Origin of the sequence: Candidatus Bartonella washoeensis Sb944nv, assembly GCF_000278135.1 — a bacterium.
GTDB lineage: Bacteria > Pseudomonadota > Alphaproteobacteria > Rhizobiales > Rhizobiaceae > Bartonella > Bartonella washoeensis.
Map to the genome: position 1 here is coordinate 78,434 of NZ_JH725024.1, position 20,398 is coordinate 98,831.

Here is a 20,398-nt window from a genome sequence, read left to right on the forward strand (position 1 = left end):
TCCCAATATAAGGCTCTGTTACTGCTGTAACAGCGTGCTTTTTTATATGATGAGCTCCCTCAACAACAATATGATGAATGGAAAAGCAGCCTCCACCATCAAGGCGCGCACCTTGCTCTCGTTCAGGAGAACTGTTCATGACTTTAGGCGTTAAAGCACGCAAATGCTCAAGATTCTCTAATCTTTGCTCCTCACTATGTTCGCGGTCAAAATTATCTGTGGGGGAATGTAAAAAAGCAAAGGAGCGCGCAGAAACACTTATGCCATGAAACATGGCAAATAAAACAAAAACGGCTAGAAAAAGCTTTAAAAAGCTTTCCTGGCGTAAAAAGATAAATAACAATACAGATTTCCCCCGCTTTTGATTATTCAGTAAGCATTGCTTTAAAAGAAACTAAAAACTTGATCTAAACTGAATAACCATCTCATAAATTAAAAATTCCCCTCGTATAGCTTTGTTTAACGAGAGTAATACTTTTATTCAAATACAGGTGTGAATAGCACAATATCTTGTTCTCACTCAAGTATAAAAAATCTTTTCCCCATATCGATGCCATCAAACGCTTATTCTGTCATGCCCATGAAGTAAAAACTTTAAACCCCCTTTCCACCACCTAAACAATAACCCAAACCTCTCAAAACTCATTTTCAGTCGCATTCTGTTAGATCACCTTTTTAAGAGAATGATCATAAAATTCTTCAAAATTGCATGTTTGAACTCTTAAAACACATATTGGAGTTGTCTTAATCTCCCATAAAATGAATAGAAAATTTCACTATTTTACTGTTTTTTATAAGTACCATTTATAAAATTTACTTTAAGCAATTTATGGGGTTTTTGGCGTTTTTCTCCCATTTTACACTCGATATTTATCCTAAATGTATTTAATAAACTCCATTTCGATTTTTTTGAAGTCAATTGATTAATGTCATAAGACGATGGAGTTTCTCTATAATGCTTCAATCTCTCAAGTCTGATAACAAAAAATCCTCTTTATGCTCTCTCTTACAATCCTATCGTCAACAGGCAACCTCACCCCGTGAATTGGGAACTCTCTTTGAAAATCTTGTCATGGCTTATTTGACGCAAGACCCTCTGCAAAAATAGGAATATGAAAAAGTTCAAACCTATTATGAATGGGCTAAAGAGCGTGGAGAAGATGGGCGGGATATTGGCATTGATCTGGTCACTAAAATTCGTGATGAAGGAGGCTATGCTGCCATTCAATGCAAATGCTATGACGCTTCTCATTGCATTAAAAAAGAAGATATTGATAGCTTTATTGCTGCCTCGGGCAAAAAGATCTTCACCCATCGCATTCTTATCGATAGCACTGAAAGTGATTGGAGTGATAACGCTTCTCACAACGGGTGCTGTGTTGAGAACAGACAACAGTGAATCTGAGTTTGTTAAGGTTCATGATAACAGCATTATTCGGAGTCAAAAACGTTTGTATATGACAGCATAACATAGAGTGGGCATGTACCATCCTGAAACTGAGAATAATCAAAATAAAATGACTCATCCAAATCATTTGTACAAACGACGAGCCGTTATGGTTTTGCTAAACCATTTTTTATATCTGTTAGGTGATTGTAAACAATATCATCACTACGTGCAATCTCAAAGTCTATAAGATAAACGCTCATTACTTCTTCATAACCAATTTCTCCTCCTCCGTAATTTTTCAAAAAACTCTTGTAAGAAGATGTAAATTGCAGTTCGAGAATTTTCTCAGCCTTTTCAATTAAGACATCATTAACAGCATTATCTGCAGTACCAAAATTAACACGTTCACTATATTTATCCACTAATTGTGCAACATCCGATAAAGTGTAAGCTTTCATAAATTGTCCTCCATAAATTGTTATTTTTTAGTTTCTATATCTTTATTTTCATAACCTTTAGCACGTTCTTTCCAGTATTTCTGTCTCCACAAAGCAAATGCATCCCTATCAATACCAGATCCCATCGTGTTAGGATTAATATGAATAACTGAGTGATTGCCTTTATGAAATGTCCAGCTAATCTCTGCTATGGGGCCATCTGGCGTTTGCAGCATGTGATGCAACTCTACAGGTTTATTATCGAAGCCTAAAGGTGCTTTTCCTGTTTTCATCCTCTCAATATTTGTTCCTGTTACTGTTCCATTTTTTCCTTCCCACTCAGTAATTCTGTTAGGATCGAACAGATCTTCTCTCTGATAGACTTTGTTTGTCTGAGTAATTTTTTCTCCCTTGTTCGTTATTTCAAACTCAGCATCAATGGAGGCTACTGACCAGAATTTTCTTTCCTGCCCAAAATATTGAGTTGCAACAACTTCATCGCTCATCTTTGCGAATGCTGGAAAAACTTCACTTACCTGCTTTTGCAACGGTTTTTTCAGCCTTCGCAGCGAATTTGGCAAGAGCCTTTGCGCCAAGCTTTATACCACCCTTGGCTAACCCAGCACCTCCCGCCACTAGGGATGCTGCATCGGTTAATAATTTGCCAAATTCAAGACCAGCATTAAAGGATCCACGGATTCCCGCTTTTTGAAATTCTTCCTCTAGATAATTAATACGCTCTAGGTAAGACTGCTTAACAGTTTCTGTAACATTTCCACTCGTCACTAACTCTTTAAGTGCTTCCAAAGTCTCTATGGGATGGCGCACCATTTGCCAAAAATCTTTACCCGTATCGTATAATGCAGCTGGTATACCAGCGACCACACCTACCGAAAAAAACGTATTTTGTTGATCACCAATCTCGAGCCATTTTTCGTTAACATCTCTTCGACACCACTTATCAGAACATTCCTCTAACTCTTTCTTCTTCTGAGCTTGTTGAGCGCTGCTGAGGTAGTTGTTTTCCGCAGCATTTCCAGCGGCATCAGCGCCAGCATTGACATCACCACCAGCAAGGGCAGCGGCAAGACCTCCAGAAGCCCGTGCGACATCAATGGTGTGGTCTCTAAAGTCCGCAAACTGTGCTTCAATCTTTGCATTTATACGTGCTTGTTCTTCTGGAGTGGGTGCGCGACCGTTTAGATCCCCCATTTCCTCTTTCACGATGCCTTGCACCCACAATTGAAACTGGAGCATAGCTGTGGCTTCCCCCACAACACCCCCTACAGCACCAGCACTACAATCGCCATTGGCGGTAGCGCCCACAAGACAACCAAGACCAGCATGGGCAACGATTTGTGTGACCGTGTCTATTTTGCCTTCAGCCTTGGCGGTACCGATTTCTTCCGCCAATGATTTGCCAACCGTATCAGACAGGGCGATGCGTAGATTGGTAATAAAATTCTTGTCAAGAGAACCTCCCTCAAGAGCCGTTTGAATAGCCGCGCCAATGGCGGCTTTGATCAGGTTCTTTTCCGCTTCACGGGCGATACGATCAACAAAAGGAGCGGTTTTGGGAAAAGATTGTCCAATACCAGCCATTTCCGTTATTTGGCTGGTCAAACCTGCTGTTACCATCGAGGAGACAATGCTAAGAACAGTCTTGGAAGAGCCAAGCTCATAAAAAACAAAGCTGCCATAAAAAAGAAAGCTATTTTAGATTAGCCTTAATTCTTTTGCATAAAAATTCATAAAAATTACTTGCGTAATAATGATGTTCGCTAGGTAAAAAATTAAGATATAGTGGGCATTCACCATCTCAAAACTAAGAAATATTTAAAGAAAAAAGTCTCACCCAAATCTGTTCTACACACAACGAGCTATTATGATTTTGCTAAGCTTTTTTTCTATATTTTCAGTTTTTGTAAACAATATTACCACCATAAACAGTTTCAAAGTCTGTATTATAAACGCTCCGTATTTTCTCTATCAATTGCCCCTCCCCCATAGTTTTTTCCAAAAACTCTTGTAAAAAGGTATAGGTTGCAGACTGGGAGCTTTTTCAATCTTTTCAATCGGTTGATCACCATCAGGTATCTCAACTCCCACGCTTTCTTTAATTCTTTTGCAAAGGAATTCATAAAAATTACTAGCGTAATATTCACAATCTTCAGATGGAAGCATAACATAGATTGGGCATTCACCATCCCTAAACTGCGTATAATCAAAATAAAAGGTTTCACCAAAATCAGTACTACTCACGAAAAGCTGTTCTGGTGTCATAAAACCACGTTTTCTAGCATTTAAGTTTTGGAAAACAATGTCATTAACAGAAACACCTATAGGATGCTCATAAAGACTATAGATTTCATCACCACCAATGTCCCCGCCTTTACAATGTTCTAAAAAACTTTTGTAAGACGATGTGAATTGTAAACCGAGAGCTTTCTCCGCCCTTTCAATCACGAGATCATCAACTGCATCATCTTCAGTACCAAAATTGATAATATCACCATTATATTTATCAACTAATTCTATAACATCATCTAAGGTATAGGTTTTCACGCGCTTTCGCCTGCGTGCTCTTTAATTCTTTTACAGAGGAATTCATAAAAGTTACTTGCATAATAAAGGGGATCTCCTGATATTACCTCAAAATAGAGTGGGCATTCGCCATCCCGAAACTGAGTATAATCAAAGTAAAATGTCTCACCAAAATCAGTTCTGCTAACAACAAGTTGCTGTGGTTTTGCTAAACCATTTTTTATATCGTTTAAGTTACGGTAAACAATATCACCAGCATGAATACCCTTATACTCCACATAAACGCTAAAGATTTCCTCACTACCAATCTCTCCACCTTTATAATTTTTCAAAAAACTCTTGTAAGAATCTGTGAATTGCAAACCGAGAGTTTTCTCAGCTTTTTCAATCAATATATCATCAGGCGCATCCTCTGCAGTACCGAAATTTATGATATCACTATATTTATCAATTAGTTGTGCTACATCATCTAAAGTGTAAGTTTTCAGGAATTGTCACTCCGCCATAGTTTTTTCCAAAAACTCTTGTAAAAAGGTATAGGTTGCGGAGTGGGAGTGTTCTCAATCTTTTCAATCGGTTGATCACCTTCAGATATCTCAGCTCCCACACTTTCTTTAATTCTTTTGCAAAGGAATTCATAAAAATTGCTAGCGTAATATTCGCAATCTTCAGATGGAAGCATAACATAGATTGGGCATTCACCATCCCGAAACTGCGTATAATCAAAATAAAAGGTTTCACCAAAATCTGTTCTGCTAACGAAAAGTTGCTCCGGTGTTATAAAACCATCTTTTCTATCGAGTAAGTTTCGGTAAACAATATCACCAGCAGGAATACCTTCCCCACAATCTCCATAAATGCTAAAGATTTCATCACCACCAATTTCCCCTCCTCCATATTTTTTTAAGAAAACTTTGTAAGACAATGTGAATTTCAAACCCAAAGCTTTCTCCGCCTTTTCAATCTGTAAATCATCCGTTTCATTCTCTTCATCATCTTCACTACCCAAATTAATAATATCATCATCATATTTATTCACTTTATCAATTAATACTGCAACATCAGCTAAGGTATAGGTTTTCATTAATTATTCTCCATCAATTATTCTATAAGTTTCTATTTTTTCTCTTTTTATCAACCGTAGAGCATTACTACCGATGCTCCTGTCCCCATCTATCAAAATCTATCCCTACGATACCCCATTTCATATCGATTATTCCTCCTAAATCACTATTTTCTTGTTCTCTATATCCTTTAGCGCGTTCCTTCCAATACTCCTCTCTCCACTTACCAAACTTTTCTCTCTATATAAGCGATTGATGTGTTTTTGGATTAGCATGAATCACGGAACTATATTTGTTATGATCTTTACTACCAATTTCTGCTATGGGACCTTCATGCATTTGCAAGAGGTGATGCAACTCAACAGGCTTATTATCAAATCCTATAGGTGCTCTTCCTGTTTTCATTCTCTCAATATTGGTGCCCCACACCGTTTTTCCTTTTTCTTCCCAATCAGAAACTCTGTTAGGATCAAACAAATCATCTCTCTGATAGGCTTTGTTTGTCTGAGCAAATTTGCTATCAGTAAATTTAGTGGGTTTCTCTTTTAACCAAAGTTTTTTTTCTTTAGCAGCAAGTTTGGTCAGTTCTTTCCTAGCTGCAAGTTTGGCAAGATCTCCCTGAACAGCAAGTTCTGCAAGATTTTTATTGGCAGCAAATTGGGCAAAATCTTTCCGAGCAAAGAACTTGATCAGAGTCTTTTCGCCAAGCTTTATACCACCCTTGGCTACACCAGCACCTCCCGCCACTAGGGATGCTGCATCGGTTAATAATTTTCCAAGTTCAACACCAGCATTAAAGGATCCACTGGCACCGGCTCGCTCATATTCCTCCTCCATTTTATTAATACGGTCTACATAAGACTGTCCAAGAGTAGCCAAAACCTCACCACTCGTGAAAAAATCTTTGAGCGCTTCCAAAGTCTCTATGGGATGGAGCCCCATTTTCACGATAGCATCAACCGTATCGTATAATTCAGCCGGTACACCAGCAACCACACCTGCCGCAAAACTTACATTTTGCCCTGTACTAATCGCAGACCATTTCGCAAAAACTTTTGTTTTACATAAAAGGTCAGGACATTCCTCTAACTCTTTCTCCATCTGCGCTTGTTGAGCGCTGCTGAGGTAATTGTTCTCCGCAGCATTTCCAGCGGCATCAGCACTGGTATTGACATCACCACCTGCAAGGGCAGCGGCAAGGCCGCCAGCAGCCCGTGCAACATTAATGGTGTGTTCTCTAAAGTCCGCAAACTGAGCATCAATTCTTGCCGTGATGCGGGCTTGTTCTTCCGCAGTTGGGGTGCGACCGTTTAGATCCCCCACTTCCTCTCGAATAATGCCTTGCACCCACAGTTGAAACTGGAACATAGCAGTGGCTTCGCCCACAGCCCCGCCGATAGCACCGGCAGAACAAGCGCCGCTCGCAACAGCACCTTTTAAGCAGCCAAGACCAGCATGGGCAACAATTTGTGTGACCGTGTCTATTTTGCCATCCGCCTTAGCAGTACCGATTTCTTCTGCCAATGATTTGCCAACCGTATCAGACAGAGCGATGCGCAGATTGATAATAAAGTTTTTATCAAGAGAGCCGCCCTCAAGAGCCGTTTGCACGCCTGTGCTAATGGCGGCTTTGATCAGGTTCTTTTCCGCTTCACGGGCGATACGATCAACAAAAGGAGCGGTTTTTGGCAAAGATTGTCCAACACCAGCCATTTCTGTTATTTGACTGGTCAGACCTGCTGTTAACATCGACGAAACAATGCTAAGAACAGTCTTGGAAGAGCCAAGCTCATGCAATGCCGCAGCAATATCACCACGATTATTGATAAGCGCCACAGCGCTTTTATTGATGAGTGCTTGCACACCAGCTTGCATGGCCGCATTCATGGCGGCGCTAGAGCCAACACCCAAAGCACTGGTGATAGCACCGGCAGCGCCCGAGGCTGCTCCGCCCGTGGCGGCTGTGACAGCCAATGCCACGAGAGCCGCACCGGCTTCTGTCAATCCTTGGGCTTTATAATCCCAATGTTTAAATTCAGCTCGAACTGCTTGCCAATCCACTTGCTTGGATAATTCTGGATCATCACGCAGTTGCTTAATCCATGACAATCCTGGAGAGTGTGACAATTGCTCAAGAGATTGGTCTAAATCACCGGTTGCCTCATATTCAACAACAATGCCATTGCCCGCATCAATCTTCATGCCCCCCTTAGCATCTATGGTAACATGCTCGATGGTCTCCTTAAGGTAACCTTTGTCGCTCTCACTCCACCACACAAGGTTTTCGTTACGCTGATAAGTGTCCTTAAAATCTTGATCCTTGTCGGTGAAGAGCTGGACCTTCCCCTCATCTGACGCAAGATGCATCTGACCACCACTTGAGAGCCCTGCCGCACCAAGGGTGAGATCCCCTTTTTGCGCATGCATGGAGAGGTTGCCGTCAATATCCACCGTGCTTTTGTTTGTGGTGACTTCATTTGATTGTTGACGAAACTTATTCTTTTGCTTCGATTTGTCGCCTTCTTTGCCCCTAAGATCCAAATCAGAACTGCTAAAGTCTTGCACCGAAGTCAGCGTGAGAGCACCACCACTGATGAGATTCCCATCGCCCTTTCCTTTAACCTTAGCCCCATCCATGGTGAGAGTGCCATTCGTAACAACGTTAAGATCATCCCCACTGTTAACTTCACTCAAACGGTGCTCACGGCTTTGAGCGTTATAATGACCTTTTTCCAATGTCTGCGCATGTTCACTCTCTAGCTCTAACGCGCTAAAGTTAGCAGAACCATCGACAATCATCGTCATTGGACCGTCGCTGGTGAATTCCCCACCCTCTGCACCAAGATCACCAAAGGACCTTGCTGCTCCACAGCATTGTCGTAGAGCCTTTGCATTTGTGCATTAGGGTCTTCAACATCGAGAAGAGTGCGATTGCCCGTCAGCTCAAAGACTTGCTCTCCTACCAGACGATATTCAAAATAAGCATCCCCCAACCTTTTGAACACTTGCTCAGGCTTATAATTGCCAATCTTTTTTAAGTAATAGTCCGAACCTAAAAATTTACTTGGATTGATAAAATCTGGACGCGTCTCAATTAAATACGAGGCTCAGTATCATAGAATCGAAGATCTTTCCTACTATCCATTCATCTTTCATCAATTTTTTTCCATAAATTAAGATGAAAAAACATACCGACTAAATAAACAAAATCAACCATGAAACAGAGATTGCAAAGTTAACCAGCCAATGTTACAATTTTTCCGTCTATCTAAGAGAGTCAAACTATGAAAAATGTAATACGCATCTTGGGGTTAACAATCATATTTCTTGCAAGCATTTTTATTTATGATGCATTAAAAAATAAGCCTTTAGGTGATAATTTTACACTCATTGATTCCAATGGAAAAACTATCACTGAATCTGATATTCGAAGCAAGCCTTCAATAATTTTCTTTGGCTTCACTATGTGCCCTGAGAGCTGCCCTACCACACTGATCAATCTTGATCGATGGCTAACAGCACTTGGCCCGAATGTGGATAAGTTAGGAATATGGTTTGTTACTGTTGATCCAGAACGTGATACACCAGAAGTACTCCATGATTACCTCAGTAATTTTAATAATAAAATCATTGGTATCAGTGGAGATCCTGAAAAAGTTCATAAAATGGTAGATTCTTTTAAGATCGTTGCTGAAAAAGTCCCTGGAACAGATGGAAACTACACTTATAACCATACAGCAGCGGTTTTTTTACTCAAAAAAGGTGGAAAATTAGCTGGCGTTATTCCTTATGAAATTAAAGAAGACAACAACGAATTAAGAGATGAAATTGCCATTGAACGGCTTAAAAAACTTGTTTCGAACTAAATTAAAAAGCTGATTTAAGAGAAAGAATAACATGACGCAGCAAATTCGTCTGTATTGTACTGCTTTCAAAAACGAAGCAGAGCGGCTTTATACACTTATGGAAACAGCCTTTGATGAGCAAGGATATCCTCTTGCTCTTACAGAGATAGATGAAAAAAATTCCATATATGAGCTTTCACTTTATGTAGACCAAGAAAGCCAAAAAAATGCCTCAAAACATTTTGCCCGCATCCTTTCTATAGATCCTGATAAAATTAAGAGTGAAATTTTACCTAATATTGATTGGGTTAAACAAAGCCTTGAAGGACTAAAACCTGTATATGCCGGCCCTTTTTGTCTTCATGGAAGCCATAATAGAGGCGATATTCCACCGGATGTTTTTCCTATTGAAATTGACGCAAATCAAGCCTTCGGTACAGGACATCATGGAACAACAGCCGGTTGTTTGGAAATGATTGCCAAAGTGATGCAAAATGAAAATCCCCAAAATGCACTTGATCTTGGTACTGGCAGTGGGGTACTAGCCATTGGTATAGCAATGCTTAAACCTATTGCTGTACTTGCATCGGATATTGATCCAATTGCTATTCAAGTTGCACAACACAATATCCAATTGAATGGTGTAAAAAAATATATCACAGCTGTCACAGCTACAGGTCTTTCCCATGATGAAATTACTTCACGTGCGCCCTTTGATCTCATCGTTGCCAATATCCTTGCCAATCCTCTTATTGAACTTGCACAAGAAATGGCACAAGCACTCCAAAAAGGCGGATCACTCATACTCTCTGGAATCCTTGAAGAACAACACACCCATGTGTTGGAAGCTTATTTAAAACAAGGACTGAAACACATTGAAACATACCACCGTCAAGGATGGGTTACGATACATCTAAAATAAAAGAAAAGGACGTTGTTATGTATCAATCTTTTGAGACGATAACAAATCCCACTTATGCTGCAAAACGCGTTGCCTCTCTTCGTAAAGAACTCGACCGCCTTGGGCTAGATGGCTTTCTTGTCCCGCGCGCAGATGAACATCAAGGAGAGTATGTCCCTCCTCATGCTCAACGCCTTAGTTGGCTCACTGGGTTTACTGGCTCAGCTGGTATTGCACTGATTTTAAAAAACAAAGCCATCATATTCACAGACGGGCGATATAAACTCCAAGTTCGCCAACAAACCGATTCTGACCTTTTTGAGTATGAAGACCTCATAACCCATCCTCCCTCAAAATGGCTTGAAAAAAATGGGCAAAAACTCTCTATTGGCTTTGATCCATGGCTTCACACCATTTCTGCCACCGATACATTGAGAAACGCATTAGAAATTAAAGCAGGTGGAAAACTTGTAGCAATTCACTTCAATCCCATTGATCTTATCTGGCATGATCAACCACAATTACCGCAATCTCCCCTATCGGTTCATCCTCTCAAATATGCAGGATGCAGTCCAGATGAAAAGTTAGCATTGATTTGCAAAGATATACAAAAAGCCAATGCAGATGTCTTTATTTTTACAGACCCCTCCTCTATTGCGTGGACATTCAATATACGTGGCAATGATGTTTCCAACACACCTTTTGCCCTTTGTTTTGCTCTCATTCCCATCAAAGAAACTCCATCCTTATTCATCGACAATAAAAAAATTAATGTAGAAGAAAAACAATATCTAGAACGTTATGCAAAACTGTATAAACCAGAACAACTTATACCAAAGATCAAAGAATATGTTCAAAGAGGAACGGTTTTTGCTTTAGATCCACGGCTAACATGCGAAAAATTTCGTACTGTTATTGCAAAAGAAGGGTGCTCTTTCATTACGCTTACCGACCCCGCTGCTCTGCCACGTGCCACTAAAAATAGTACCGAACAAGATGGTGCACGCAAAGCACATTTACGCGATGGTGTCGCCCTTACCCGCTTTTTTTCTTGGCTAGACAAGCAAACACCAAGTACGATAAGTGAAATTTCTGCTGCCCAAAAATTAGAAGAATTGCGCATAATGACAGCAAAAGAAATGGGAGAAAAACTTGAAGATCTGTCTTTTGATACAATATCGGCAGCAGGGGCAAATGGTGCTATCATTCATTATCGCGTAACCACTGAAACAAATAAACAACTCAATGCTGGTGAACTTTATCTTATTGATTCAGGTGGACAATATCGTGACGGCACAACAGATGTTACGCGTACAATAGCAATTGGAAATATTGGAGAAGAAGAAAAACGCTGTTTTACTCTTGTTCTCAAAGGCATGATTGCTCTTTCAACCGCACGATTTCCGAAAGGCACACGTGGACAAGACATTGACATTCTAGCACGCATTGCATTATGGAAAGCTGGTTTTGACTATGCTCATGGCACCGGTCATGGAGTTGGATCTTATCTTTCTGTTCATGAAGGCCCGCAAAATCTTTCACGCAATGGGTGCCAAGAACTGATTCCCGGAATGATTATTTCAAATGAACCTGGATATTACCGTGAAGGAGCTTTTGGCATTCGTATTGAAAATTTGATGATTGTGAAACCAGCACAAAAAATTAACGGTGGAGATATAGAAATGCTCTCGTTTGAAACACTCACCAATTGCCCCATTGATCGACGCTTAATCCTGCCAGAGCTCTTGACACTGCAAGAGCGACAATGGCTTAATGATTACCATGCGCAAGTTTATCAGGTTAATGCACCTTACTTAAATGAAGAAGACAAAAAGTGGGCAAAAGAAGCGACAATGCCTCTTTAAATGAATGAGCATACAACCTCTTTCTTACTCTTTCTATAAAATACTATCCCTCTTTTTTTAAGGGAAAAGTGCGGTTTGCATCAAGAAATACAAAAAATATTCCCCTAAGAGGCTTAAATTTTTTTTCGGGTGTGATAAACACTAACCTAGATAAAACAAGGTGGGATGCGCTTGTAAGTAATAATATTATTTGACCTACTAATCCTCCACCATCTCCAGATAGTTATATCGTTTATTTTCCTTATATGAAAACTTTCATTATACCATCGCCCTGGAAGACAATGTTTCATAGCACTAACAATAATGATAAGATCTCTTAGGGTTACATTTTGATTTTTAATGTCAATAAATCGTAAAAAATGAAGAAGAATAAAAACTGGTGAATTCATCACTCTTGAAGAAAATCAACCATTACACATAAGACCCCTCAATCAACCGCAACCAAGTCTCTTCATCCAGAACCTCAACACCTAACTCTTGTGCTTTAGCCAATTTCGATCCCGCCCCAGCTCCTGCAACAAGGAAATCCGTTTTTTTAGAAAGTGAACCAGACGTTTTGGCACCTAATCGTTCAGCTAAAGCTTTTGCTTCATCGCGTGACATATGCGCCAAAGTTCCTGTAAAGACGATTGTTTTTCCTGCTACTGGTGAAGAATCTGTCATCATGAGTTCTTCATCAAGAGGTGTAATTTCCTTAAGCAAGACAGACAAAACCTCGCGGTTATGCGCTTCTTGATAAAAATCGATAATTGCGCTCCCTACCTGTGGTCCAACTCCTTCGATATTTATAAGCTCTATCCAAGCTTCATTGCCTTCTGCATCAACCCCATCACAGGGCATAGTAGCTGCCATCGCCGCAGTTTCAAAAGCAACATAATTTTGATAGGCACGTGCGAGACGTCGTGCATTAACCTCCCCAACATGGCGAATTCCTAATGCAAATAAAAAACGACTTAAAGGAATTTCGCGACGTGCATTAATGGCATCATAAAGTTTACGAACTGAAACAATGCCAAAACCTTCCATATTTTCTAAACGCGTCAAAGATTTTTCTTGGCGCCGTTGTAAAGTAAAAATATCAGCCGGAGTATGAATACAAAGTGTCTCATCTTGAACATGAAAAAAGAACTCCACCTGTTTTTTTCCAAGCCCTTCAATATCAAAAGCATTGCGCGAAACAAAATGACGAATACGCTCAATCGCTTGTGCCGGACAAATAAGCCCACCTGTACATCGACGCACAGCTTCCCCCACCTCACGAACAGCATGACTCCCACAAGCTGGACACAGATCAGGAAAAACAAAAGCAGAAGCATCTTTGGGACGCTTTGCAGCAACAATATCAACAATTTGAGGGATTACATCACCAGCACGCTGTACGATAACCGTATCACCTACACGGATATCACGGCCTTCACGAATTGGCTCCCCTTTATGCCCAATTCCCTTAATATAATCCTCATTATGCAAACTTGCATTGGTAATCACCACACCACCAACAGTAATAGGTGCAAGGCGTGCAACAGGAGTTAATGCTCCAGTTCGACCAACTTGAATATCAATACCTTCTAAAAGCGCCAGAGCTTTTTCTGCTGGAAATTTATGCGCAATTGCCCAACGTGGTGAACGAGAGACAAACCCCAAGCGCGTCTGGAGCATTAAATCATTAACCTTATAAACGATCCCATCTATATCATAGCCTAAGGAATGACGGCGTTCTTCGATATCATGATAATATGAAATCATCTCTTCTACTGTCTGAAAAACTTTCGTTAATGGGTTGATAACAAAGCCATATTCTTTTAACTTTTTCATCATCTCCATTTGGCTTTCTGCAAACATTTCACTCATTTCACCACAAGCATAAGCAAAAAATTGAAGCTTTCGACTGGCAGTTATCCGTGAATCAAGCTGACGTAGCGAACCAGCTGCTGCATTTCTAGGATTAGCAAAAGTTAACTTGCCTTTTTTTTGTTGACTCCTATTAAGTGCTTGGAAATCCTCCTGTCCCATATACACTTCACCACGAACCTCAATAATATCAGGAAATTCGCCCTGCAAGATCTGCGGAATATCAGCAATTGTTCGTGCATTCGCTGTGACATTTTCACCAACATATCCATCACCACGCGTTGCAGCACGCACAAGCCTTCCTTTCTCATAGCGCAAAGATAAAGATAAGCCATCAATTTTTGGTTCAGCTGTTATTTCCAATATCTGTATTTCTGGAAGTCGTAAAAAACGACGAATGCGTTCAACAAATTCACTGACATCTTTAGCACTAAATGCATTGTCAAGAGAAAGCATCGCCTGTGAATGAACAGATTTTTCAAACTTTTCAGAAACTGGTGCCCCCACTTTATGTGAAGGAGAATCTGCTCGAATAAGCTCGGGAAAGAGAGCTTCAATTTCTGCATTACGGCGGCGAAGAGCATCATATTCGGCATCAGAAATTTCAGGTTGATCGTTCGTATTATAAAGCAGATCATGGCGCGCAATCTCTTTTGCCAACCATTTCAATTCACTTTCTGCTTCAAGAGCAGTTAAGTTTTTAATTGCGTCCTTGTTCATAAAATCTATTCCAAATTATGGGGCATGGCCATAAGAATTTCAGCGCCTTATTACCAATAGAATCCAAATGAACGCGTGCTCACCAATGATATAATTGAAATGCTATAATTGATAAGCGATATTTGATCGCTTATCAATTATATCTACGCGAGAAGCTTCTGAGCAGCTGCACGTGCTTCTTTAGTAATCTTTTCTCCTGCCAACATGCGGGCAATTTCTTCTGCACGCTCATGCTCCTCCATTTTATGAACACCCGTAATAAAGCGACCTTTATCATCACTTTCAACCTTTGAAATGAGAAAATGACTATGTGCTTTAGATGCTACCTGTGGTGCATGCGTAATAGCAAAAACCTGAACACTTTCTGATAAACGCTGTAACCGTTGCCCAATGGCAGCGGCAACAGCTCCACCAACCCCTGTATCAATCTCATCAAAGATAAGCGTGGGAGCTGATCCACGATCAGACAAGACAACCTTTAATGCCAATAAAAAACGAGACAATTCGCCACCAGAAGCCACACTGAGCATTGGTCCCGCGCGGGTTCCTGGGTTTGTTCGAACCCAATACTCAATACGATCTATCCCCTCTGCAGTACGCTTTTCAGCATCACTTTGCATTTCAACGATAAACTCTGCTTTCTCCAATTTCAATGCTGGCAACTCAGCCATAACGCTTTCAGACAAATGATTTGCTGCTTCTCGACGCTTTATCGACAGCGCTTGCGCCAATGTATCATAATTTTTTTGTGCTTTCCGCGCTTCCTCTTCTAAACGCATCAATGTGGACTGAGACTCCTCGAAAGCAGCAAGTTCAGCATCCATTTTATCACGTAACTGTGTTAATTCGTCCGCAGAAACTTGATATTTACGAGCAAAACCACGAAGAGCAAAAAGGCGCTCTTCTACCCGTTCCAATTCACTAGGTTCAAAATCCAATGCCCGCATTGCAGTTTCAATGCCTTCTTGTGCTGTTGCAAGTGCATGCAATGCATCATCAATGGATTTCACCACAGGTGTAATGAGTTCTTGCGCCTCAGGGATTTTTCGCTCCAAACGCCTTACCAAATTAGAAAGAACTGGAATTGGTGACTTTGGACCACTTAAAAGATCATCAGCTTCCTTAATATCTGTTGCTATCTTTTCTAATTTAAGCATATCGGCACGACGAAGAGAGAGAGCATCTTCTTCACCAATTTGAAAATCAAGCTTTTCAAGTTCTTCCACACACGCACGAAGATAATCAGCCTCACGCACAGCATCTTCTACTTTAATCCGCTGTTGGTGCACGCGCTCCTCAAATTCACGCCATATTAGATAGCAACGACGCAGATTCTCCGTTTCATCCTCAAACCTACCGAAGGCATCTAACAATTGACGATGCGTAGCAACATCCACAAGCGCGCGATCATCATGCTGTCCATGGATCTCAACCAGCTGACGTCCAACATTACGCATCAATGCAACACTAGCCACCTGATCATTGATAAAGACACGACTACGACCATCACTTGACTGCACACGCCGTAAAATAATATCGCCCTCATCATCAAAACCATTCTCACGGATAAGCTGGCGCGCAGGATGTGAAACAGGTACGTCAAAGACAGCTATCACCTGACCTTGCATTGCACCATGACGTACAAGAGAAGCATCACCGCGTCCCCCAAGAGCCAGCGATAAAGCATCAAGGAGAATAGATTTTCCCGCGCCCGTTTCTCCAGTCAAAACTGACAAACCCGCCGTAAAATGAATATCGAGCGTTTCGATCAAAACAATATCATGAATCGAAAGCTGTATCAGCATAGAGAATCAATGTGCCTTATTCTTGTCACCACTCAAAGCACGTGAGATCCAAGAAGATTTATGCTCCTGTGGCGATACACTATTCTTCTGTAATAAATTGTAAGAAAACTTATACCATTCACTTTTTGGATAATTACGCCCCAAAATAGCTGCTGCCGTCTGCGCTTCCATAGTTAAACCAAGAGCAAGATTAACCTCTGTCAAGCGGAAAAGTGCTTCTTCGATTTGATTGGTATCAGAGTACTCTTCAACCACTGTACGAAATCTTCTACTTGCAGCAAGATAGCGTCGACCTTCTTCATAATAACGGCCAACCTGCATCTCTTTACCAGCCAGCTGCTCTCGCCCAAAACGTATTTTAGCCTTAGCATCCTTGACATATTCAGAGTTCGGATAACGCTCCACGAGAAGCTGCATAGCAGCAATAGCACGTTTAGTATCGCGTTGATCACGTGTAACATCGGGAATTCGACGGAAAGAAGCAAGACCAATAATATAATAAGCATAAGCTGAATCATCTGCCCCTGGATAAAGAGTAATATAGCGCTGAGCCATACTAATTGCTTCATCATATTTTGCGAGACGGTAATTTGTAAATGCACCCATCACCAAAGATTTACGACCCCAATCAGTATAAGCATACTGCTTTTCAATCGTAAGAAACTTTTTCGAAGCCTCTCCAAGACGCCCGCTATCAAGGTTAGCAAGTGCTTGGTTATATAAAACATCTGGTGGATCCATTTTTAAAACATAGGCAGATGGATCTAAGGTATTTTTATCTTTAAATAAACACCCGCCCAACACGCAGGTGCTGCTCAACAACACCACTCCGAATAGCTTGCGTACAATGCTAGATTTCCTATATGCCATATTTCCAATACATACATGAGATTTTGTCATAGTTTTTCTGGCCTCCAGAGAATGTCACCTTGTCGCAAAAATTACTGATTAAAAATTTTTATATCATATCGCTTTAAAATCCACTAACCAATTTAATGGATTAGGTCAATCATCCCCTTAAAAATCAAATAGACTAAAATAAAATCTTTTCAATTTTTCTCTCACTTTCCCTATAAGTAAACTTTTTCGTAATATGCTTCGTCTGCTAAAATAGCTTTCACCAATTGCGAATTAATTCTATGCCCACCACAATACGAACGAAATAATCCAATAAAAGGAGCTCCAAGCAAAGCAGTATCACCAATTGCATCAAGCATTTTGTGCCGAACACATTCATTTTTCCAATAGGGACCATCTGGATTGATGATTTTATCATCAAGGCCAATAACTAGAGAATTTTCTAAAGAAGCACCTAATCCCTTTCCAGAAGCCCGTAATTTTTCGACGTCTCTGATAAAACCAAAAGTGCGCGCACGTGACAAATCATCTCTAAACCCTTGTGTGGTAAGATCAAAATTGAAATGTTGTTTACCAATAGCAGGAGAAGAAAAAGAGATCGTCACATCAAAACGGCGCCCATCAAACGGCAAAAACTCAGCAATTCCAACACCTACTTCAATCCGCAGCGACTTTTTTATAACAAAATAGCAACGCAATGCATCCTGCCGTACGATGCCAACATCTTCAAACCCTTGACAATACTGCCATGAAGAACCATCTAAAATTGGTATCTCATGACTCGACACTTCAATAACAAGATTATCCAAATTATAAGCTGCAATCGCAGCCATCAAATGTTCAATTGTCTCAACTCTTCCCTCTCCATGTCCAAGCACTGTTGATAATTCAGTCTCTCCTATTTGCGATGCATGTGCTTGAAGTATTTGCTCTGTTCCATCCATCACACAACGCTTAAAGACAATACCACACCCAACGTCAGCTGGACAAACCCTCACCACAGACAAACACCCACTGTGGACACCATACCCCTTAAATGTCACTGCTTTTTTTAGAGTGGACTGATATTTTTGCACCAGCTTCATCATATTACTTCATTGAGTAGTTTTTTTACGCTCTTTAAAAATATTTATAAACACATAAAAATGATAACCCAAGAAAATAATAAACCCGCTTATAATAAGCGGGTTTATAAAAAACAGAATATTTCACCCAAAAAGCATAGTAACTTTCACTGTACGAAGCTTTTTTTGATCATAGAAGAAATTGCTAAATCTCCTCTCTTTCTCACCTTTTTGCCAATTAATTTGCCTGACGACGCAAAAACGCTGGTATTTCCAACTGATCCTCTTCACTTATAAAAGCACGCTGATCTTGCGGTACTTGGGGATGCAACTCACCAGAACGACGTGGAACATAAACAGAAGCATCCTGAGAAAGCGCCTGAGAATTTTTATTATAAACATGCTCTTCTCGCTGTTGAGAAGATCTCACAGCGGGCTCTAGCCGCGCTTCTGGCTCGACTTCCTCACGATGCGTCAAGCTCTGTTTCAAACGCTGCCAAAGATTGCGAGGTCCTTGGTCAGCAACAGATAATCTCTCACTTTGACCATGAGCAACTGTAGGGAAATCCTTTAACTCAGGCATACGCATTGGTGCTGAACGAGCCTGCATTTGCTGTATTTGCCTTTGTTGTACTTGCTTCTCTTTCTGCTTCACAACTCCTGTCATCTCATCAAGGACATGCGCCGTCGCCTCCATACTCACTGGTGCAGCCATAGAGTGCTGAGAACCGCGATTGTTTTGCATACGTGGCGCATTTGACATCTGCCCATGTACAACGCCTGCCCCGTAAGGAGCGGCATTTGCACTTCGTACAGCAACGGCATCGGCAGGCTGTGCAAAAATTTGACTTTTAGGGCGGAACTGTTCTCCAGACGATTTTCCCTTTTCTATTTCAAGTGCTTCTATCACTTCTACCATTGACTCAGAACGTAAGGGAGGTGACTGAATAGGAAAAGAAGCCTGCGGTATTCCAGAATCACTCTTACGAATTGAAGTTGCAGGTCTTTGAAGTTGAGGATGAGAAGGTTGAACCACATCACTAACCTCACGATCAATACCCGTTGCAACCACAGATACACGAATAACACCCTCTAGTGACTCATCATCAATGGCACCAAAGATAACATTTGCATCAGCATCAACTTCTTCACGAATACGATTAGCTGCTTCATCCACTTCAAAGAGAGTCATATCACGACCACCCGTAATAGAAATCAGAAGCCCGCGAGCACCACGCATAGACGTATCATCCAACAGCGGATTCGCAATAGCAGCTTCAGCAGCAGCCAAAGCACGCCCTTCACCAGACGCCTCACCAGTTCCCATCATCGCACGGCCCATTTCGTGCATAACAGAACGAACATCCGCAAAGTCAAGATTAATGAGTCCCTCTTTAATCATGAGATCTGTAATGGAAGCAACACCAGAGTAAAGCACTTGATCAGCCATAGCAAAAGCATCAGCAAATGTTGTTTTTTCATCCGCAATACGGAAAAGATTCTGATTGGGAATAACAATCAATGTATCAACAGACTTTTGTAATTCTTCAATACCAGCCTCTGCCGTTTTCATACGGCGAGCGCCTTCAAACTGAAATGGCTTTGTCACAACACCAACAGTCAAAATACCTTTTTCACGAGCAGCGCGAGCAACAACAGGTGCCGCCCCCGTTCCAGTACCTCCCCCCATACCAGCCGTAATAAAAACCATATGGGAATCTGCGAGATGGTCGATAATTTCATCAATACATTCATCAGCAGCCGCCTGTCCAACTTCCGGCAAAGCGCCAGCGCCTAAACCTTCCGTAACCGCTGCACCAAGCTGGATAACACGTTCAGCCTTTGACATAGCCAAAGCCTGTGCATCGGTATTAGCAACAACAAAATCAACTCCCTGAAGACCAGCATTAATCATATTATTCACGGCATTCCCGCCACCACCGCCAACACCAAAAACGGTAATGCGTGGCTTCAATTCCGCGATATCTGGCCGATGCAGATTAATCGTCATTTTCTTTTCCTTCTCATAAGACATCGCAAGCCAAAGCGATGAA

General features: G+C 41.0%; 13 protein-coding genes and 4 pseudogenes. 4 read left to right on the plus strand and 13 right to left on the minus strand.

Annotated elements, in window-relative coordinates:
* Window positions 1–343 (minus strand): annotated as a pseudogene (locus tag MCQ_RS05025) (ShlB/FhaC/HecB family hemolysin secretion/activation protein); the annotation flags it as partial.
* Window positions 344–955: 612 nt separating this feature from the next.
* Here MCQ_RS05025 and MCQ_RS08845 point away from each other — a divergent pair.
* Window positions 956–1,363, plus strand: a pseudogene (locus tag MCQ_RS08845) (restriction endonuclease); the annotation flags it as partial.
* A gap of 68 nt (window positions 1,364–1,431) precedes the next feature.
* Here the strand turns inward: MCQ_RS08845 and MCQ_RS05035 are convergent.
* The 7 genes and pseudogenes from MCQ_RS05035 to MCQ_RS08855 all read right to left on the minus strand — a co-directional run.
* Window positions 1,432–1,848 (minus strand): annotated as a pseudogene (locus MCQ_RS05035) (SMI1/KNR4 family protein).
* A gap of 20 nt (window positions 1,849–1,868) precedes the next feature.
* Window positions 1,869–2,375 (minus strand): HNH/ENDO VII family nuclease, encoded by a 507-nt coding sequence (locus MCQ_RS09865; protein ID WP_050980867.1) that lies wholly within the window; start codon window positions 2,373–2,375, stop codon window positions 1,869–1,871.
* A complete protein-coding gene (locus MCQ_RS09635) occupies window positions 2,356–3,465 on the minus strand; it encodes a DUF637 domain-containing protein (protein WP_006923945.1) in 1,110 nt (369 codons plus the stop codon). Before MCQ_RS09635 ends, MCQ_RS09865 begins: the two co-directional genes overlap by 20 nt.
* 351 nt (window positions 3,466–3,816) lie before the next feature.
* A complete protein-coding gene (locus tag MCQ_RS05050; RefSeq protein WP_006923947.1) occupies window positions 3,817–4,392 on the minus strand; it encodes an SMI1/KNR4 family protein in 576 nt (191 codons plus the stop codon).
* A complete protein-coding gene (locus tag MCQ_RS05055; protein ID WP_035008033.1) occupies window positions 4,389–4,859 on the minus strand; it encodes an SMI1/KNR4 family protein in 471 nt (156 codons plus the stop codon). Before MCQ_RS05055 ends, MCQ_RS05050 begins: the two co-directional genes overlap by 4 nt.
* A complete protein-coding gene (locus tag MCQ_RS05060) occupies window positions 4,856–5,455 on the minus strand; it encodes an SMI1/KNR4 family protein (RefSeq protein WP_006923949.1) in 600 nt (199 codons plus the stop codon). Before MCQ_RS05060 ends, MCQ_RS05055 begins: the two co-directional genes overlap by 4 nt.
* A 67-nt stretch (window positions 5,456–5,522) precedes the next feature.
* Window positions 5,523–8,536: pseudogene (locus MCQ_RS08855) on the minus strand (DUF637 domain-containing protein); the annotation flags it as partial.
* 183 nt (window positions 8,537–8,719) lie between these two features.
* Between MCQ_RS08855 and MCQ_RS05070 the strand changes: the two are divergent.
* Genes MCQ_RS05070 through MCQ_RS05080 form a run of 3 tightly spaced genes read left to right on the plus strand, consistent with a single transcriptional unit; the run spans window position 8,720 to window position 12,046 of the window.
* The gene (locus tag MCQ_RS05070) at window positions 8,720–9,301 is read left to right on the plus strand and encodes an SCO family protein (RefSeq protein ID WP_006923951.1); all 582 of its coding nucleotides are present in this window, start codon (window positions 8,720–8,722) and stop codon (window positions 9,299–9,301) included.
* A 31-nt stretch (window positions 9,302–9,332) separates the two neighbouring features.
* Entirely contained in the window at window positions 9,333–10,202 is an 870-nt protein-coding gene (locus tag MCQ_RS05075) for a 50S ribosomal protein L11 methyltransferase (RefSeq protein WP_006923952.1), read from the plus strand.
* A 17-nt stretch (window positions 10,203–10,219) separates the two neighbouring features.
* On the plus strand, window positions 10,220–12,046 hold the full coding sequence (locus tag MCQ_RS05080) for an aminopeptidase P family protein (RefSeq protein WP_006923953.1): 1,827 nt from the start codon (window positions 10,220–10,222) through the stop codon (window positions 12,044–12,046).
* Window positions 12,047–12,457: 411 nt separating this feature from the next.
* Here the strand turns inward: MCQ_RS05080 and ligA are convergent, their stop codons facing one another.
* The 5 genes from ligA to ftsZ all read right to left on the minus strand — a co-directional run bounded on the left by ligA (window position 12,458) and on the right by ftsZ (window position 20,355).
* Entirely contained in the window at window positions 12,458–14,617 is a 2,160-nt protein-coding gene (ligA, locus tag MCQ_RS05085; RefSeq protein ID WP_006923954.1) for an NAD-dependent DNA ligase LigA, read from the minus strand.
* A 143-nt stretch (window positions 14,618–14,760) separates the two neighbouring features.
* On the minus strand, window positions 14,761–16,422 hold the full coding sequence (recN, locus tag MCQ_RS05090) for a DNA repair protein RecN (protein ID WP_006923955.1): 1,662 nt from the start codon (window positions 16,420–16,422) through the stop codon (window positions 14,761–14,763).
* Between the two features lie 6 nt (window positions 16,423–16,428).
* Window positions 16,429–17,322: an outer membrane protein assembly factor BamD gene (locus MCQ_RS05095; RefSeq protein ID WP_006923956.1), complete on the minus strand. Its 894-nt coding sequence runs from the start codon at window positions 17,320–17,322 to the stop codon at window positions 16,429–16,431.
* 170 nt (window positions 17,323–17,492) lie between these two features.
* A complete protein-coding gene (gene lpxC, locus MCQ_RS05100) occupies window positions 17,493–18,368 on the minus strand; it encodes a UDP-3-O-acyl-N-acetylglucosamine deacetylase (RefSeq protein WP_006923957.1) in 876 nt (291 codons plus the stop codon).
* 214 nt (window positions 18,369–18,582) lie between these two features.
* Window positions 18,583–20,355, minus strand: a complete 1,773-nt coding sequence (gene ftsZ / locus MCQ_RS05105; RefSeq protein ID WP_006923958.1) for a cell division protein FtsZ — start codon at window positions 20,353–20,355, stop codon at window positions 18,583–18,585.
* Window positions 20,356–20,398: the final 43 nt, after the last annotated feature.

Coding starts and splice junctions, on each gene's coding strand:
- MCQ_RS05075 (WP_006923952.1), top strand. CDS start 9,333: ATGACGCAGCAAATTCGTCTGTATTGTACTGCTTTCAAAAACGAAGCA.
- MCQ_RS09635 (WP_006923945.1), bottom strand. CDS start 3,465: ATGGTAACAGCAGGTTTGACCAGCCAAATAACGGAAATGGCTGGTATT.
- MCQ_RS05095 (WP_006923956.1), bottom strand. CDS start 17,322: ATGACAAAATCTCATGTATGTATTGGAAATATGGCATATAGGAAATCT.
- ftsZ (WP_006923958.1), bottom strand. CDS start 20,355: ATGACGATTAATCTGCATCGGCCAGATATCGCGGAATTGAAGCCACGC.
- MCQ_RS05080 (WP_006923953.1), top strand. CDS start 10,220: ATGTATCAATCTTTTGAGACGATAACAAATCCCACTTATGCTGCAAAA.
- lpxC (WP_006923957.1), bottom strand. CDS start 18,368: ATGATGAAGCTGGTGCAAAAATATCAGTCCACTCTAAAAAAAGCAGTG.
- recN (WP_006923955.1), bottom strand. CDS start 16,422: ATGCTGATACAGCTTTCGATTCATGATATTGTTTTGATCGAAACGCTC.
- MCQ_RS05060 (WP_006923949.1), bottom strand. CDS start 5,455: ATGAAAACCTATACCTTAGCTGATGTTGCAGTATTAATTGATAAAGTG.
- ligA (WP_006923954.1), bottom strand. CDS start 14,617: ATGAACAAGGACGCAATTAAAAACTTAACTGCTCTTGAAGCAGAAAGT.
- MCQ_RS05070 (WP_006923951.1), top strand. CDS start 8,720: ATGAAAAATGTAATACGCATCTTGGGGTTAACAATCATATTTCTTGCA.